This window comes from uncultured Rossellomorea sp., assembly GCF_947488365.1.
In the GTDB taxonomy this organism is placed as follows: Bacteria; Bacillota; Bacilli; order Bacillales; family Bacillaceae_B; genus Rossellomorea.
Genome location: NZ_CANKZT010000003.1, coordinates 555,198 through 570,817 on the forward strand (window position 1 = coordinate 555,198; position 15,620 = coordinate 570,817).

Consider the following 15,620-nt stretch of genomic DNA (forward strand, 5'->3'; position numbering starts at 1 on the left):
ACTAATCATTTTCATTGATCTTACCATCGTTCCCCTTGTCACTGCCCGTAGCATTATTGATTACTTGAGAAACCAAGTTTAACCCCTGATCCATCGCATTCATTGCATCTGCTTTTTGGCCGATATCTTTTGATTTTTCTTGTTTTTTCATTATGGTCGCCTCCAATAGCTAGGATTAGTCGTAAATCAATTCACCTATATTCATTATGTTCACCGTACGATTAGGATATTCATGAATCGAGTAGGCCTATTTAACGTAAGAACAGAATTCAAATGATCTAGAATTCGAGTCTTCGGCAACAGGGGGCGCTCAACGAAAAAAGTGTCACTCTCTTTTGGTTGAATTCTTATAATGAATGAGATCTAACCATATGTAAGGAGGATTCAAATGGAGAAAAGAGTTCAGTTTGACTTTGAAATAGATTTTACAAATGGCGGAGGGATACAAGGGCAGGAATTCCGCCTTGATATTGATGGAGATGACATCTCTGATCAAGAGCTGGCTGAATATATTGTGGAGGATATGAGGTTATTGATGGTTGGCGAAGTGAGAATATTGAACAAAAAAATCATTCATGAAAAGCATAAACGAAGGTCTGTTTAAGAGAAGAATGGGGGCGGTTCGGGTGCTTTCAGACTGAATGATCGATATATACCCCGGCTACCATAATAAAGAAAATTCGACACGGAGGATCGATTTTGTCCCGATTTGGATCAATTCCACAGCAGAAGGGATTCCCTATAAGGAATTTCACTCCAATTCCGGTCCTCTTTATCACTCAAGGAACGAATCTAGCTAAACGAATGTCCTTTTCCGTTGAAAAAAGATAAAAAGAGGACCGATGGACATCTATTCAAACATCAATCCGGATGATCGATGGGAGCCCTCCCCGGTTCACTTTGATTTGACCTTGAAAATTACGCCTTTTCCCGATTGGGATCAGGCGTTTTTTTGTACGTTGGAAAACTTAAGGTTGCGTTAAGCTTCCGTTAAGTTTCTTGTAAATGTTTCCCACTATAATACATAGAGAAGAATTCTTCATATTAATTAGAGTCGATCGATTGATACGGCAGATTCAACATGATTTATCTGCCTTGACCAATAGAAAGGTAACGTCAAACTAAATGAAACATAAAGAGACTTATCGTGTAATAGGTATCATCGCAATGTTGTTCGGGATCGCGCTGTTGTACTTGATGAATGAGAAGCAGCCGATCAAGGTCGCTGTACTGGACAGCGGAATAAATAAAGACCATCCGGCATTGAAAGGAAAGATCCATCAATCATATAATGCCATCCAGCCGGATCAGCCGATTGAAGATCATTATGGTCACGGGACGCCCATTGCTGGCATCATAGCGGCTGAGGATACGGGAGGCGAAATGAGCGGACTCGCTCAACGGGTGTCTATATATGATGTGAAGGTTTTAGATAAGAAAGGCTACGGGAAGGTAGCCGATTTGGTGAGAGGCATCCACTGGTGCATCGAAGAGAAAGTAGACATCATCAATATCAGTTCCGGTTTTCAAGTGGATGACCCTTCTCTTAAGAAAGCCGTTGATAAGGCGCTTTCTTCCGGGATTATCATCATAGCGGCAGCAGGGAATACACTGGGGCAGGAGGCTGACTATCCGGCACGGTATGAGGGGGTATGGTCCATCACATCCGTAAACCCCAACCTCGTCCGATCTACATTGGCGGCAAGGGGAAAAGTGGATTTTGCCGCAACTGGGACAGAGGTTCTTTCAATTAATAAGGAAGGGGACTTCGAACCTTTCAGCGGTACCTCCTTCGCCGCAGCCCAAATATCTGGATATACTGCCCGTATACTGGAGCGTGAATCCCGTATGAAGGGAACCAAGGACATTTACAAAATGCTGCAAACAGAAGCGATCGATTTAGGCGAAGCAGGACCTGACCAAGACTATGGACATGGTTTGGTTAGAATAAAATAAAGAGGTGCGCTCATTGAAAAAACTACTAGTAAAAAGTTTGATTATCACATTGTTGTTCTCCATCCTCCCACAAGGCAGTTTGGCCGCAACAGAGGATAACGCTCCACCACAAGGAATCGATTTAGAACAAGCTGAAAGGTCACTTAGTGAGGAACATGATGTCGACCTCTCAGAACAGGTGAAAGTAGAGCTTAAAGAAGACAGTGACGAGAAACTTGTCATAGATATGAAAGTGGATGAAGAAGATCTTAAAGTGGATACTGAACTGACCATGGACCTTGAGAGCCAGGATGCCGTGATCACAGGCAACATTGTGGATGAATCAGGGAAGGAATACCATGAGTCCTATCATGTTGTCTTCCACGAAGTAGACGATGAGATCCTGATCGCTACCCTGATTGATACCGAAACAGGCGAAGAGTACGAGATCAACTCTACTACTCTACAAGCTTCGGTTATTCCCATTATCGTCGGTGTTGTATTACGACTCGGTATCAAGTATGCTATTAAAAAGTTTGGAAAAACAGCCGTAAAGAATGCTTTGAAACAAAGCCTGAAGAAAAAATGGAGTGCAGACGATCTAAAATCACTTCCAAAAGCAGATCAAAATGACATCAAAAAAATGTACGGCACGGCGTCCGATGCCTGGGATTTCTTCAGTGCCCAAGTCTCCAGTCATAGGGAAGTTTCACCTGGAGTATTTGTCGGAAAAGACAAGAACGGGGTCACCTTTACATATAGGAAATCTTCTAAATCAGGGCCTCCTACCATCGATATAAACGGAATAAAAGGCGTTAGAAAAATAAAGTTTCTTTAGGGAAAGAGGGAAAAAAGTGGAGAGATTTCAAAAAGCAGAGGACATTTCCCGGTTAAAGGAAGCATTCCATAGAGTATTTAAGAAATCGGATCCATTTGGAGATCCATTTCAAGAAACCCTCAACGAAAGGGTGCTGATCTTCCCAACTAACGGATATTATCTTCAGGAAAATCAGTTCCATGCTCTGATGAAAACCTTGGTACAGGTTGGACAGGAGACCTTCTTCGTATCGGAGTCGGAAGGTGATTCTTTTAATCTTTCACAGGACTTTCACTCGGAGCTGGCACCACAACACTGGGTCGCCGGGAATACCATGGCCTACGAAGACTATCAGGCCATTCCACTTGTGGTCGAGAATTCCCTCTATTCGCCCCATGGAGAATGGGGCTTGCAAGTATCTCATGAGGATCACGCAATCCTTGCAGGGACTTCAACATTCATTGATGCCTTTAAAGAAGCATATCCTGAATGGAAAGAGGACACAGAAAAATTCCTTCAACATTGGGTAGGTGTAAATAAGGAATACTCTACAGATATTTCGTGGATTCACGATTTTTTAAAACCATTTTAAGCATCATTAAAACCGGCCAAGTTTGTTCTGGCCGGTTTTGCTGCTTTGTTTTCGTGAAAGCGAACGAAAACCCTTCCCGTGATTCTACGAACTATGTAGGCCTCTGTTTATTATCCACCCACGTATTACAACTTAAAGCAAGGCTTACTTTTATTAAGTGTCTCCTCTTTTATAATTTATGATAAATATGGTGGACAGACTTGTAATGGTCATCAGGCCCATTTGAAAAGGGCTTGGTTTAACATTTATAAGTATGATAGTTAACGATATCACAAAGAAAGAAATACCGTAGACTAATCGTTTTCTTAAACTCATTTCCATACCTCCTGACTGATATAGAACATTGGTTTATTCATATTTTTTACCCGCAAGGTCGTGCCTGGTTTGATATTTGATAGATTTTCATCTTATCTTAACGCTTCGTAATAATTTCTTTCGCCAGTCTATTATCAGGATCTAATTCAAGCATCCTTCTCGCCGTATCATACGCTTCCTCTTCACTGACTACTTTATCGGGGATATGATGCAAGAATAACAGATTGGATAAATACCTGATATCTTGTCGGTCTGTTAATTCCACACATCGCCTTGCATGATAAAGGGCAGCGTAATAAGCACCGTCCAGGTAACTTAGTGGAATCGCCATCAATCTAAACGCCATTTCATGTAACTCAACGTTTTCCTCTTCGACTAGTAAACTCATGATGAATGCGTAATTCGTTATACTTGAATCCTTGAAGGCGTTTTCCATCAGTTCTTCATCAAGTTCTGAATAGGAAAGTTCATTCATCATTTCTTTTGCCTCTACAAAGTGTCCTTTTATGATGAACTCATTTAATTTGTTTGTCATGTTCATTACCCACCAAACTACTTTTTTTAAAATGGCCGGTCATATATTTGAAGGACCATTAACTAATTTATTGTACACAACTTCCTTAACTCCAACCTTAAAGCAACCTTAAATTAACCATAAATCTCAAAAACCCTTGTAACTTTCATGATAAAATAGGATGGAAATTTGATTTTACAAGACTGGGAGTAACGGTATGGCAGAGTTAATTTATATAGCGGAAGATGATGTGGATATTAACCGATTGATCAGCCTTCATTTGCGGAATGAGGGGTATCAGGTGGAGCAGGCGTATGATGGAGAAGCAGTGATCCGGAAATGCAGGGAGAAGCGGCCGAGCCTTCTGATCCTGGACCTGATGATGCCGAAATTGGGCGGGTTTCAGGTGATCAAGGAAGTTCGGAAGTGGTGCAAGGCTCCGATCATGCTGCTGACAGCGAGGGCGGATGATGCAGACAAAGTTCTGGGATTTGGGCTGGGGGCAGATGATTATGTCGTGAAGCCCTTCAGCATGGTTGAGCTTGTATCAAGGGTGAACGCGCAGATCCGGCGGTATACGGATTATAGTGTGGTGGAGGAAGAAGGGGTCATTCGCAACGGATCGCTCGAATATGATCCTATTAATCAAACGGTGACCAAGGATGGGGAGCGGCTTCTGTTGACCCCGAAGGAGACAATGCTCTTATCCATCTTCATGAAGAATGTGAACCGGCTGTATTCGAAGGCCCAGCTGTATGAGCTTGTATGGAACACGGACTACATCGGTGACAGCAATACGATCATGGTCCATATCAGTCGGATCAGAGAACAAATCGAAGCAGATCCTAAATCCCCGACGTACATCACGACGGTGAAAGGGCTCGGTTATCGGATGGAGAATCATGAAGACTAATCCGATCCTCCTTAAAAAATCCATTTCCATCACCAAGCAGTTTTTTATCAACTATGCTTTATTGTTCATCATTCTACTCGGAGTGGGGACGTTCACCCTGGTGGCAAACTTTGTATATGTCGAGACCGTGTATGAGGATTTGGATCAGGAATTCCTTAAAGGGACGTATGAAGATGCGAAGAAATCTGGGATGAAAGCGGCATTCAAGAAGAATGAGCTGCCGGATCATGCGTACCTTGAAATCGTCAGTACCGATTATAAAGTGACCGATCAATTCAATAGTCCTCACAAGATCGGGTTTACCTATGGATTGAATGAATTTCTGAAGAACACCGATACGTACGATACGGATTTATACATACCTGAAAACGGTGAAGAGTATCTATTGCTCTATTTCCCCGCAGATGACTATTTCCAATTGGATGATGTGTTCTTCTTCACCATCTTCTTCTTCATCGTGTGCTTGATCGTCATCCTGTACTGGTACGTGAAAAGAACATCCGTCCAGCTCATTCAGCCGATCCAAAAGCTTCTGAAGGGGATCGATTCGATTTCAGCAGGAAACTATGGAGAAAAAATCGAGTTCGAGGCGAATCAGGAATTGAACCAGTTGAAGAATAACATCAACCTAATGGCACAGACGATTGGCACGGAAATCGCCTTAAAGGAAAGGTCCGAAAGCCTGAGAAAACAGCTCATCCTGGATATCTCCCATGATCTGAAAACCCCACTTACCAATATACAGGGATACGCTGAAACGTTGACCAGCCTGACGAATATGAGTCGTTCTGATCAGAAGAGATATACCGATATCATCGTGTCCAACAGCAAGAGAGCAAATCGGCTCATCCATGACCTGTTCGACTTGTCCCATTTGGAAATAGAGTGTGATTCGGTTTCCCTTAAGGAAAAGGATATGGCCGAATGGCTCCGTACCATGCTGTCTTCTTTTGTAGTAGAGTTCGAAGAAAAAGGGATGGAGTATCACCTGGATATTACCGAGGATCCCCTGAGGGTAAGGTTCGATCGATCCAAGCTTGAGCGTGCGATTACGAACATTCTCCATAATGGGATGGCGTACAGTGATGGCTATCTGTCCATTTCACTCAAGCAGCAGGAGAACCAGGCCGTGATGACGATCGAAGACAAAGGGATAGGGATCCCCGCCGACTACCACGAAAGGATCTTCGAGCCGTTTGTGAGGATGGACGAATCCCGGAATGGCGAGACAGGGGGAACGGGACTGGGGCTTTCCATTGCGAAGAAAATCGTCGAGCAAAGTGGTGGGACCATTGAGTTGGATGGGACTTATGAGGACGGTTGCCGGTTTGTGGTGAGGTTTGCGGGTCTTGAGGACGGTTCTGTCGCTGCGGGCTGACTTGAAAAGGAGCATGAGGACCGTCCCCGTGCTTTCCCATGACAAGGAATAATCATTTTATTATCGTAATAAAAAAACGAATACGATTCTCACATTCGTATAATTCTAGGGACACGGGGACAGGTACCTTGTCCCACTATTGAATAAGAGCCAACGTACCTATCCCTGCGGCTCCTTTCAAAATTTTTCTAAATATTCCTTGATAGGAATATTCCTTTTGGAGTATATTAGGGATATGAAAACCATATTACATGCTCTCGCCGAGCCAAATCGCCTGCTTATAGTTGAACTTCTGCGTGATGGACCCCTTACAGTGGGGGAAATCACTGACAAACTACGAATGAACCAGCCGCAAGTTTCTAAGCATCTCAGAGTATTGAATCAGTCAGGTCTCGTCGAAGTCCAGCCAATTGCCAATCGACGTTACTACAAGCTAAGGCCTGAGCCTTTTAAAGAGTTGGATACGTGGGTGGATTCTTATCAACACCTATGGAACGAGCGATTTAATCGTTTGGATGAGTACCTGCAAGAAGTAAAACGAAAGGGAGTGGATGAAGATTAACCGGAAGTGGGTCAGTCATGTTCATAGGGCCATGTCTAGAGAAGAATGGAAACATAGTTAGAAAGGCAGAAGGAGTTAAGGATTCTCTGAAGAATACTACTATCGGTTCCTTTTTTATAGGGCTATTGAGGTTTAAGGGCAACACGTCTTCACATATGTACGTTCATTTGAAATGGAGGAGGAAACGAAATGTCCAACAGCAATCAAATGTTTTCCAGAGTGGAGGAAAACCGGGTGCTTGTACTGGAGAGGGTGTTCGATGCACCGCGTGACCTGGTGTTCAGTATGTTTAAAGAACCTGATCATCTAAAAAATTGGTGGGGACCAAGAGGCTGGGAGTTACCTGTATGCCACGTGGATTTCCGTCCAGGCGGTGTCTGGCACTACTGCATGAAGTGCGTGGATCAAAGCCAGGGTCAATTCTACGGGATGGAATCTTGGGGGAAAGGTGTTTACCAAGAAATCATCGAACCGGAAAAGATCGTCTACGTCGATGCTTTCTCGGATGCGGAAGGCCATACGAATGAAGACATGCCATCAACGGAAGTTACGCTTGAATTCATCGATATGGGCAGCAAGACGAAGCTGATCAGCCGTTCTGTTTACTCTTCAGAAGACGCCCTTAAGACCGTTATGGACATGGGAATGATACAAGGCATCACAGAAACCTGGGATCGCTTGGAAGAAGCTCTTCAGTTGCTAAATAAGTGAAAAATACAGAGTGAATGTATTCTAAAGGAGTGGAGCAATCAATGATTAATAAGGTCGGTCAAATTATGGTGTACGTTGATAACCAAGATGAGGCAGTACGTTTTTGGACAGAAAAAGTAGGATTTAGCGTAAAGGCTGAGGAAGATAATGGTCAAGGAATGAGATGGATTGAAGTGGCGCCAACAAAGGAGGCCGAAACAAGCATCATTCTGCACAATAAGGAATTCGTGGCAAAAATGTCACCTGGAATAAATCTTGGTACCCCTTCTTTAATGTTCTTCACCGATCAATTTGATGAATTATATACCGATTTATCCAACAAGGAGATCAAAGTGGGCGAAATTGTCAATATGCCTGCCGGCAGGATATTTAACTTTGCCGATGATGAAGAAAACTACTTTGCCGTCATGGAACAAAAGTAAGCGGGAAGCATGGGGAGGGTTCTGCTGGTTCAACCTGACCGAAAAGGAAGCGCGAGAACCGTCACGGTGTTTCTTAAACTGTGGGAACAAACGTACGAACTGAATGATCAATCAATAAAAAAGAAAACAGCTGGCTTAGAGGGAAGGGCCAGCTGTCTCTTTGTATCTGATGGAAACAATGAGAACTGCGATCAAGTGATCTGATGGAGTCTCCTATTGCAAATGTCGTAGTTTATCGGGATTAGCAACCGTGTAAATCGTCTGGATTTGATTGCCGCTGAAGGCAAAGGAGTACACATATTGTAATTGGTCATCAATTGTTAAGATCAGTCCTGGTAGACGGTTGACAGATGTATAGTTGATGGTGAACTTACCTGCATACATTTTCATTAGGTTTTGGAGCAATTGAACCACTCTGAAAGCACCCAGAATTGGGACTTGTGCAGCTTTTACTTTGCCGCCGCCATCCGAGTACATTGCGACATCTTCACTGACAAGTTCCAATAATTGATTTACGTTTCCATTTAATATGGACTGTACAAACTCTTTTATGGTAGATTCGGCCATTGAAATGGAAGGTTGTTTCTTAGGAGCGTATCCCATGCTTTTCTTCGCACGGTGAAAAATCTGCCGGCAGTTTGCATTGCTTTTTCCTAGGATTTCAGCGATATCATCATACGAGTATTGAAAAACTTCTCTAAGCAAAAAGACGGCTCGTTCTATGGCATTTAGTTGTTGTAATAATAGTAGATAGGCGGTAGAGAGGGACTCTTGTTGAAGAAAGGCTTGGGAAGGATCGTTAGTTGAATTCTCAACTTCAAGCAACGGCTCGGGGAGCCACGGTCCAACGTATACCTCACGTTTCTTGGCGGATGACCGTATTAAATCCAGACAACGATTGGTGACGATCTTACATAGATACGCTTTTTTGTTTTCGATTTGATCGCGGTTGGGAAGCTGATTAAAGGTTATAAACGCTTCCTGGACAATATCCTCTGAATCCATCACGCTGCCTAACATACGGTAGGCTAATGAAAAAAGCAAAGGTTGATAGGTTTGATAAAGTCCTTCCATACTCATCTTTTGATTTCCTCTCTGGTGTTTAGTAGATGTGAAACGGCTCGTTTAGCGCTGGCTACCGATGCATCAACGAGAAGCTCCCCATGTGATGCCCAGTCCCCAGCAACATATAGTCCCTCAATTTCAGGAACAGCAGGTCCGGGATCTTCCGTTCTATTCATATGAGGAAAATCGTGGACAACCGTCATTTTCGGCAGGAACTGTCTTATTACTAATTCATTCCGCCAGCCGGGTTGAACCACATCTAACACGTGCTCCAACTCAGCCTCATCCTTCGCAGCATCTGATTGTGCCCCCTGATATTTAAAAAGCGATATCAGCTGTGTCCCATCATCACTCAAGATAGCAGGCCTTGGTTTACCCTCCCGTGAATGGTTCGAGAGGAAAATGGATCGATCCAATCCATAAGTGAATTGGTGCCTTGGCTTAGGCAGCTGGCGTAAACCAACATCCAGACAGGCAACCGTAACAGGAATCGATTGATCGTTCCACGTGTGAAGGGCAGTTTGATCTGCATGAGGAACCAGCTTGTGAGAAATAGACGGTGGAGTGGTTAGTATGACATTGGATACTTCTATTCTAGTACCATCTTGACATAAAATCGAGTGTACGTTTTGATCTTGATGTTCGATTATCCCCACCTTACGATCACTGACCAATTCCACTCCCAGTTGGACAGCAAGTTTACGCAGTTCTTCTACAAGTGTCCCCCATCCTTTATCGAGATACAGAACCCCATTAAGTGAACGCTGCAGTTGCTTTAAGGCAGGCCCTGCAGTGTGTAATTCAGGTGCAAGGACATAAGTGGATGTTCGGAGCAGTGCATAGAACACGTTCCGCAGCATGGGATCATGCAATTGAGTTTCAATCCAATCGCGTATACTGATCTCGTTCCAAACGCTTGTGTCCATTTTACCTAATTTAATGAACCACTTCGCCAATTCGAGCTTTCCTGCCCAACTTAGGAGCGGTGTTTGAAAGAAGGAGGATATGTTCGTTGGTAAGGGCACTACTTGTTCTTTCCACATCCCGTAAGCATCGATAGAAGGTGTGCTCCCCTCAAGTCGTAATCCGAGTTCCCGGAATGCTTCATACGCCTCCCCTTTATATAGTGCATGACCGCCCAAATTAAAATAGACCCCCTGTTTTTTGTTGGTGATGGCTCTGCCCCCAAATCGCTTTTGCTGTTCGAATACAAGGGTTCGTTTTCCTGCTTTTGCTGTATGGATAGCAGCCGTTAATCCAGCGATTCCTCCACCTACAATAACCACATCATATTTTCCCATCATCATCATCCTTTTGGTTTATTTACTGATATAACGGATGAGTGAATGATTCTGTGACAGAATAGAGGAAAAAGATTTTTTGGAAGAAATTGTCGGACAAAGAATGGATTGAGACATAAGTAGTGAATTTAATAGCGAAAAGAGTATTGCTCCATAATAAAAGTGATTTCCTGATGGGCGCATCTTCAGAATAAGAGGATCACAGCCGTTTCCTGAGGTTATATTTGGTTGTGAGAAGATGTATTTAACTCCTTGACAATTTATAAAAATTTTATTATCCTTTAAAAAATTAATATTCTTACATTCGTATAACTCCAATAATATGGTTTGGAGGTCTCTACCAGGAACCAATAAATCCTGATTACGAAGAAGATACTATTATGAGTATTTTCTTCGTAATCAGGATTTTTTTTTGAAAAAATGGAGGAGGAACAACAATGAATCATTCTACAATGCCTAAAATTGAACTGCACTGCCATCTGGATGGGAGTGTCAGACCTGAGACGATTATTGAAATGGCCAAGAGAGATGGCATAGATCTCCCTTCCTTTGAAAGGGAAGAGATGAAAGAAGAGCTCATTGCCCCATTAGACTGCGAATCATTGGATGAATACTTAGAGAAATTCTCGATCCCTAATGCCGTGATGCAGTCAAAAGAAAATTTAAAGAGAATCACCTTTGAGCTTTATGAAGATGCAGCGGAGGAAAACGTGAAATATATGGAGGTCCGGTTCGCCCCGCTGCTTCATACTCAACAGGGATTATCGGTAGAAGAGATCATTGGAAGTGTCATTGAAGGCATGAAAGAAGCAGAAGAACAGTTTGATATTAAAGGAAATATCATTTTGTGTTGTATGAGAACGATGTCTCCGGAACGTGCCTTTGAGGTCGTTGAAAAGGGGAAGGGCTTCCTTGGAAAAGGAGTCGTCGCGATCGATTTATGTGCGTCCGAAGAAGAAGGGTTCTGCGGGAAGTTCATTGAACCCATCGCCCTGGCGAGGGAATATGGATACAGAGTCACGATCCACGCCGGTGAAACGGGCGTTGGAAGAAATGTGCTCGAGGCCGTTGAATGGCTCGGGGCAGAACGAATCGGGCATGGTGTGTATATTACAGACTGTCCGGAAGCGTATCAGGTTGTAAAGGATAAGGGAATTGTGCTTGAAATCTGTCCGACAAGCAATGTTCAGACGAAAGCGGTTAAAACGTTCCGTGATCACCCTCTCTACGATTTTCACAGAGCCGGAATTAAGATTACCATCAATACTGACAACAGAACCGTATCGAATACCACGATGACGAAGGAATGTGAGTTAGTCTGGGGTGAATTTGCTATGAGTGAGGAGGATTATGGGGAGATTTATATGAACAGTGTGGAAGCTGCTTTTGTGAGTGATGAGGTGAAGGAAAGGTTGAAGAAGTACTTATAGGAAAGTATGGGGATGATTCTGCTGCTTCTACTTGACTTCAAAGGAAGAATGAGAACCGTCCCCACGCTTCGCTAATTATATTGGAGAGAAGTAGAACAGGACGGTGCCCGCGCGCCGAAGATAAAAGGATGAATGAGATGGAAATGCCCCCGACCGCAGAATGGTACTGCGGTCGGGGGCATTTCTGATTTCGTCCTGTAACTCTATGAGACTAGTTATCAGACGTTACACTCTATCTTATATTTCATACTGTATACTATCACTCTAAAAAGGGGATGAAAGTATGCCAAAAAGTAGGAAACCAAGTGTATGTACGATAAGACAGACAACGGATGGTACTGATTTTTCTATTCCTTGTGACGGGAGTACTCGAACGTTCTTTAGGAGTATAACGGATACTATTCATAATGAAGTGAGTGTGGATATTCAGAATAGGTCAGAGACCGACGATTGTGTGATGACCTTAGTAATAGAAAGAAGAGACGGTTCTATCATTACTAAGGTCATTCAGCCTCCTCAACCTTCAGAAACTAGTAATGGGTATTCCATTTATGATCAAGATGTGGTAAGTATTTCCGTAAGGTGTGAGGGGAACCCCGCGAATTCGTGTGATGGATTTATTATTTTCAATAGTTTCTCTTGTTTTTGCTTAGAATGTGGGTTTAGAAAATGTGAAGCGAAGACAGATAACCATTTATCAGATACAGGGTGTATGACTTTACCATTGACTACCTTTGCGAGATTTAATCAACCGTGTGATGGAGAACTACGAACCATATTAGATAATTTGTCCGATCGGAACAGCATGACAAGAGTAACGATTCAAAATCTCACGCCCGAATGTGAGATGACAGCCATTATTGAGGCAAATGACGGAACGCAAATAGAGAGGTCAGTCATTTTCACTCTTTCATTCAATCTTTCTGTTGAAGATATCAGAAAAGTATCAATCAGGTGTGAAGGAGAGCCAAATGGTGTCTGCGAAGGAACAGTGACCTCTGAAAAGAGATCCTGTTTATGCTGCAATGAGAGAGTGTTAAAAGATTAAAATTAATCCAAAAGAAGGAAATTTATGTCGCCTTACCGCATGGAAGAAGACAGACATTTCATGACAAAATAAAAGGAGCTGATTTAATATGAATGGTGTTGATTGTAGGAGTGCCAATACATTATGTAATATACAGTCTGAATCATATTTAGATAATGATTTCTCTATACCCTGTGATGGGGAAAGGAGATATTTCCTGGAGATCATGGGAGGGGACAAATGCAGTGAAAGTATCGTGAGTATTAGAAATATCACAAGGCCGCCAGCTACCTGTACGATGACCTTGATCATAGAAAAGAATGACGGGACCATCATAAGCAGGGTTGTTCCTCCACCAATCCAAGTATTTAATAGTAATGCCATTGCTATAGCAGTGAATGGGTTGAAGAGTGTCTCAGTGAAATGCGAAGGTTTACCTGAGACTACATGCCAAGGACAAATAACAGTATCCCGTCTAGTATGCGAATGTCTGACATGCAACACTTGTTTTAAGAAAAAGAAAAGAAAGTGTAAGGATCCAAGTATTGAACAACAGGAATGTAGTCTACAAGGACTGCTATTATCCCCTTCGTTCCCCAGTTTTTTTGAACAGAACTGTAATGGTACCACTCGAACCGTATATGAAGATCTATCGGATCGTGAGAGTGTGACCCAGATAACCGCATCCAATCTAGAAGTATCCGGTTCTGAAGAATGTATGATGACCGCTATCATTGAAACAATGGATGGCAGAATAACTACTGAAATCATAGAAGGTAGAGAAGCTTTTCTTGTTGATAATATTAGAAGTCTTTCAATTACATGTACAGGTGATCCAGACGGTATTTGTCGGGGGCAGTTTACTGGACAAAAGCAATTCTGTTTGTGTTGTTGAAGTCCTGAAGCGGAAGCCATAGGGCCAGGTTCCTTGGCACCATTTGTATGAGAGCCACGGTACCTGTCCCCGTGGTTAGTGGTTCGCCTAAGTGAAAGAAGGATCAAAGAACACCCCAACGTTCTTTGATCCTTCTTCTTTTTTTTTTAAAAATCGTTCTATTACGCACCTCTATAGTGTATGATACATAGTATAAACCATATAGTGTACGACACACGGTATAATTCAATCAAAGAGGTGAACATATGGATAAGTCACTGCTGACTTCCTTGACGACGGAACTGAGGAGGGGGACATTGACCCTGGCCGTATTGAGTCAATTGCGGTCACCCCAGTATGGATATTCACTTGTCCAATTACTGGAGAAAAGCGGAATTTCGATGGAGCAGAGTACACTTTATCCGCTGCTGCGCCGTTTGGAGAAGCAAGAACTGGTCACTAGCAGCTGGGACCGGTCGGAAAGCAGGCCGAGAAGGTATTATGTGCTGAGCGAATACGGCACTGAGATCTTGGGACAGTTACAGGCCGAATGGGAAAAGATGTCGGGGGAACTGGCCATTTTATTAAAGGGGGATGAGGAAGGATGAAGCTTGTTGAACTCTATATTCAAGAAGTGATGAGAAGGCTGCCGGAGAAGAATCGGGAGGATATTGCCCTCGAATTGACATCCACGATTGAAGACATGTTGCCGGAGGAGTATACAGAGGATGATGTGAGGGAGGTACTGACGTCACTCGGGAACCCTGCCGTGCTTGCTTCGAATTATCAAGACAGGCCGATGCACCTGATCGGGCCAAGATATTATGATCTGTATATGACGCTCTTGAAGGTCATTCTCCCGATTTCTGCCGCCATCACATTCATCGTGTTAGCCGTATCATCTGTATTGAGCTACTCAGGGGAATCAAGTCCCATTGAGATATTCCTGTCCATCGCAGGAAATGGCGTGGTCGAGGTCATCGGAACCGGAATGCAGGTCTTCTTTTGGCTGACCCTCACCTTCGCCATCATCGAGCGGACCGTTTCTTCGGAAAGTCAGCTTCCGATCACCATGAAAGGAAAAGAGTGGACGCCTGATGACTTGAATGACATCCCGTATATCCCAAAAGAAAAACGAATTTCCAAGCTGGAGATTTTCGGAGGTCTGGTATGGACGGTCATCTGGTCAACCTGTTACTTTAAAGCGTCAAGTATCGTCGGATTGTATGAAAAGAGTGACAACGAAAGAATGTTTACTCCTATCTTTGATCAGGAGGTACTCATGGGGTATTGGCCGTTGGTCGTGGTCCTGATCGGCTTGGAACTTCACCTGCTTCTTCTAAAATGGAAAGCGGGGGTCTGGACCAGGAAGCTTGCGATCGTGAATGCCGTATATCAGTTCATTCCTGTTCTAGCCTTTATGTTTGTTTTCAGGAACATGGAGGTGCTGAATACCGGATTCACAGATAGGATACAGGAACTGTTCAACAGCTCCTTCAATTTCCAGTGGCTCTACCTGACGATATCGGTTGGATTATTGGTCACTGCGGTGATCAACAGCTATGATGGATTGAAAAAAGCGTATAGATGAAAAAAGGTTCCGATCTCCTGATCGGAACCTTTTTTCTTTAAGTCACGGTACCTGCCTTTCGTAAAGAAAATTCGACACCAAGAATCAATTATGTAAAAAGAGGATTAATAATCTCCAGAGAGGATTAATTAATCCTGTACAGGATCAATCATCCCCATTCAGGATTGAATGTG

Annotated in this window: 18 protein-coding genes and 1 riboswitch; of the genes, 14 read left to right on the forward strand and 4 right to left on the reverse strand. The window is 43.2% G+C overall.

The window, feature by feature from the left end:
* Nucleotide 1: 1 nt before the first annotated feature.
* A complete protein-coding gene (locus tag Q1B03_RS13920; RefSeq protein WP_299742221.1) occupies nt 2–151 on the reverse strand; it encodes a hypothetical protein in 150 nt (49 codons plus the stop codon).
* Nucleotides 152–388: 237 nt separating this feature from the next.
* Here Q1B03_RS13920 and Q1B03_RS13925 point away from each other — a divergent pair, with 237 nt between their 5' ends.
* The 4 genes from Q1B03_RS13925 to Q1B03_RS13940 all read left to right on the forward strand — a co-directional run bounded on the left by Q1B03_RS13925 (nt 389) and on the right by Q1B03_RS13940 (nt 3,344).
* Nucleotides 389–604: a cyclase gene (locus Q1B03_RS13925; protein ID WP_299742224.1), complete on the forward strand. Its 216-nt coding sequence runs from the start codon at nt 389–391 to the stop codon at nt 602–604.
* A 521-nt stretch (nt 605–1,125) separates the two neighbouring features.
* Entirely contained in the window at nt 1,126–1,956 is an 831-nt protein-coding gene (locus Q1B03_RS13930; RefSeq protein WP_299742227.1) for a S8 family serine peptidase, read from the forward strand.
* Nucleotides 1,957–1,969: 13 nt separating this feature from the next.
* Nucleotides 1,970–2,773 carry an SAR2788 family putative toxin gene (locus Q1B03_RS13935; RefSeq protein ID WP_299742231.1) on the forward strand — a complete coding sequence of 268 codons (804 nt, stop codon included), beginning with the start codon at nt 1,970–1,972 and terminating at the stop codon, nt 2,771–2,773.
* Between the two features lie 16 nt (nt 2,774–2,789).
* A complete protein-coding gene (locus tag Q1B03_RS13940; RefSeq protein ID WP_299742233.1) occupies nt 2,790–3,344 on the forward strand; it encodes a hypothetical protein in 555 nt (184 codons plus the stop codon).
* Between the two features lie 412 nt (nt 3,345–3,756).
* Here the strand turns inward: Q1B03_RS13940 and Q1B03_RS13945 are convergent, their stop codons facing one another.
* On the reverse strand, nt 3,757–4,194 hold the full coding sequence (locus Q1B03_RS13945; protein ID WP_299742237.1) for a hypothetical protein: 438 nt from the start codon (nt 4,192–4,194) through the stop codon (nt 3,757–3,759).
* 196 nt (nt 4,195–4,390) lie between these two features.
* On the opposite strand from Q1B03_RS13945, the gene Q1B03_RS13950 reads away from it, so the two are divergent.
* From Q1B03_RS13950 to Q1B03_RS13975, 6 genes are all read left to right on the forward strand, one after another.
* Nucleotides 4,391–5,086, forward strand: a complete 696-nt coding sequence (locus Q1B03_RS13950; RefSeq protein ID WP_299742240.1) for a response regulator transcription factor — start codon at nt 4,391–4,393, stop codon at nt 5,084–5,086.
* Nucleotides 5,076–6,464: a HAMP domain-containing sensor histidine kinase gene (locus Q1B03_RS13955; protein ID WP_299742243.1), complete on the forward strand. Its 1,389-nt coding sequence runs from the start codon at nt 5,076–5,078 to the stop codon at nt 6,462–6,464. The genes Q1B03_RS13950 and Q1B03_RS13955 overlap by 11 nt, the downstream gene beginning before the upstream one ends.
* Before the next feature lie 235 nt (nt 6,465–6,699).
* Nucleotides 6,700–7,026 (forward strand): helix-turn-helix transcriptional regulator, encoded by a 327-nt coding sequence (locus Q1B03_RS13960; RefSeq protein WP_299742246.1) that lies wholly within the window; start codon nt 6,700–6,702, stop codon nt 7,024–7,026.
* A gap of 189 nt (nt 7,027–7,215) precedes the next feature.
* Entirely contained in the window at nt 7,216–7,737 is a 522-nt protein-coding gene (locus tag Q1B03_RS13965; protein ID WP_299742249.1) for an SRPBCC domain-containing protein, read from the forward strand.
* A gap of 41 nt (nt 7,738–7,778) precedes the next feature.
* Nucleotides 7,779–8,159: a VOC family protein gene (locus tag Q1B03_RS13970; protein WP_299742252.1), complete on the forward strand. Its 381-nt coding sequence runs from the start codon at nt 7,779–7,781 to the stop codon at nt 8,157–8,159.
* Nucleotides 8,160–8,168: 9 nt separating this feature from the next.
* On the forward strand, nt 8,169–8,363 hold the full coding sequence (locus Q1B03_RS13975; protein ID WP_299742255.1) for a hypothetical protein: 195 nt from the start codon (nt 8,169–8,171) through the stop codon (nt 8,361–8,363).
* Nucleotides 8,364–8,372: 9 nt separating this feature from the next.
* On the opposite strand, the gene Q1B03_RS13980 is transcribed toward Q1B03_RS13975, so the two are convergent.
* Nucleotides 8,373–9,239, reverse strand: coding sequence for an RNA polymerase sigma-70 factor (locus tag Q1B03_RS13980; protein ID WP_299742258.1), 867 nt, complete (start codon nt 9,237–9,239; stop codon nt 8,373–8,375).
* The gene (locus Q1B03_RS13985) at nt 9,236–10,525 is read right to left on the reverse strand and encodes an NAD(P)/FAD-dependent oxidoreductase (RefSeq protein ID WP_299742260.1); all 1,290 of its coding nucleotides are present in this window, start codon (nt 10,523–10,525) and stop codon (nt 9,236–9,238) included. The genes Q1B03_RS13980 and Q1B03_RS13985 overlap by 4 nt, the downstream gene beginning before the upstream one ends.
* A 284-nt stretch (nt 10,526–10,809) precedes the next feature.
* Nucleotides 10,810–10,909, forward strand: a riboswitch (purine riboswitch).
* Nucleotides 10,910–10,962: 53 nt separating this feature from the next.
* Here Q1B03_RS13985 and add point away from each other — a divergent pair.
* The 4 genes from add to Q1B03_RS14005 all read left to right on the forward strand — a co-directional run bounded on the left by add (nt 10,963) and on the right by Q1B03_RS14005 (nt 15,447).
* Entirely contained in the window at nt 10,963–11,955 is a 993-nt protein-coding gene (gene add / locus Q1B03_RS13990; protein WP_299742263.1) for an adenosine deaminase, read from the forward strand.
* A gap of 283 nt (nt 11,956–12,238) precedes the next feature.
* The gene (locus Q1B03_RS13995) at nt 12,239–13,003 is read left to right on the forward strand and encodes a hypothetical protein (protein WP_299742265.1); all 765 of its coding nucleotides are present in this window, start codon (nt 12,239–12,241) and stop codon (nt 13,001–13,003) included.
* A gap of 1,119 nt (nt 13,004–14,122) precedes the next feature.
* Nucleotides 14,123–14,464 (forward strand): PadR family transcriptional regulator, encoded by a 342-nt coding sequence (locus tag Q1B03_RS14000; RefSeq protein ID WP_299742268.1) that lies wholly within the window; start codon nt 14,123–14,125, stop codon nt 14,462–14,464.
* Nucleotides 14,461–15,447 (forward strand): HAAS signaling domain-containing protein, encoded by a 987-nt coding sequence (locus tag Q1B03_RS14005; protein WP_299742271.1) that lies wholly within the window; start codon nt 14,461–14,463, stop codon nt 15,445–15,447. Before Q1B03_RS14000 ends, Q1B03_RS14005 begins: the two co-directional genes overlap by 4 nt.
* Nucleotides 15,448–15,620: the final 173 nt, after the last annotated feature.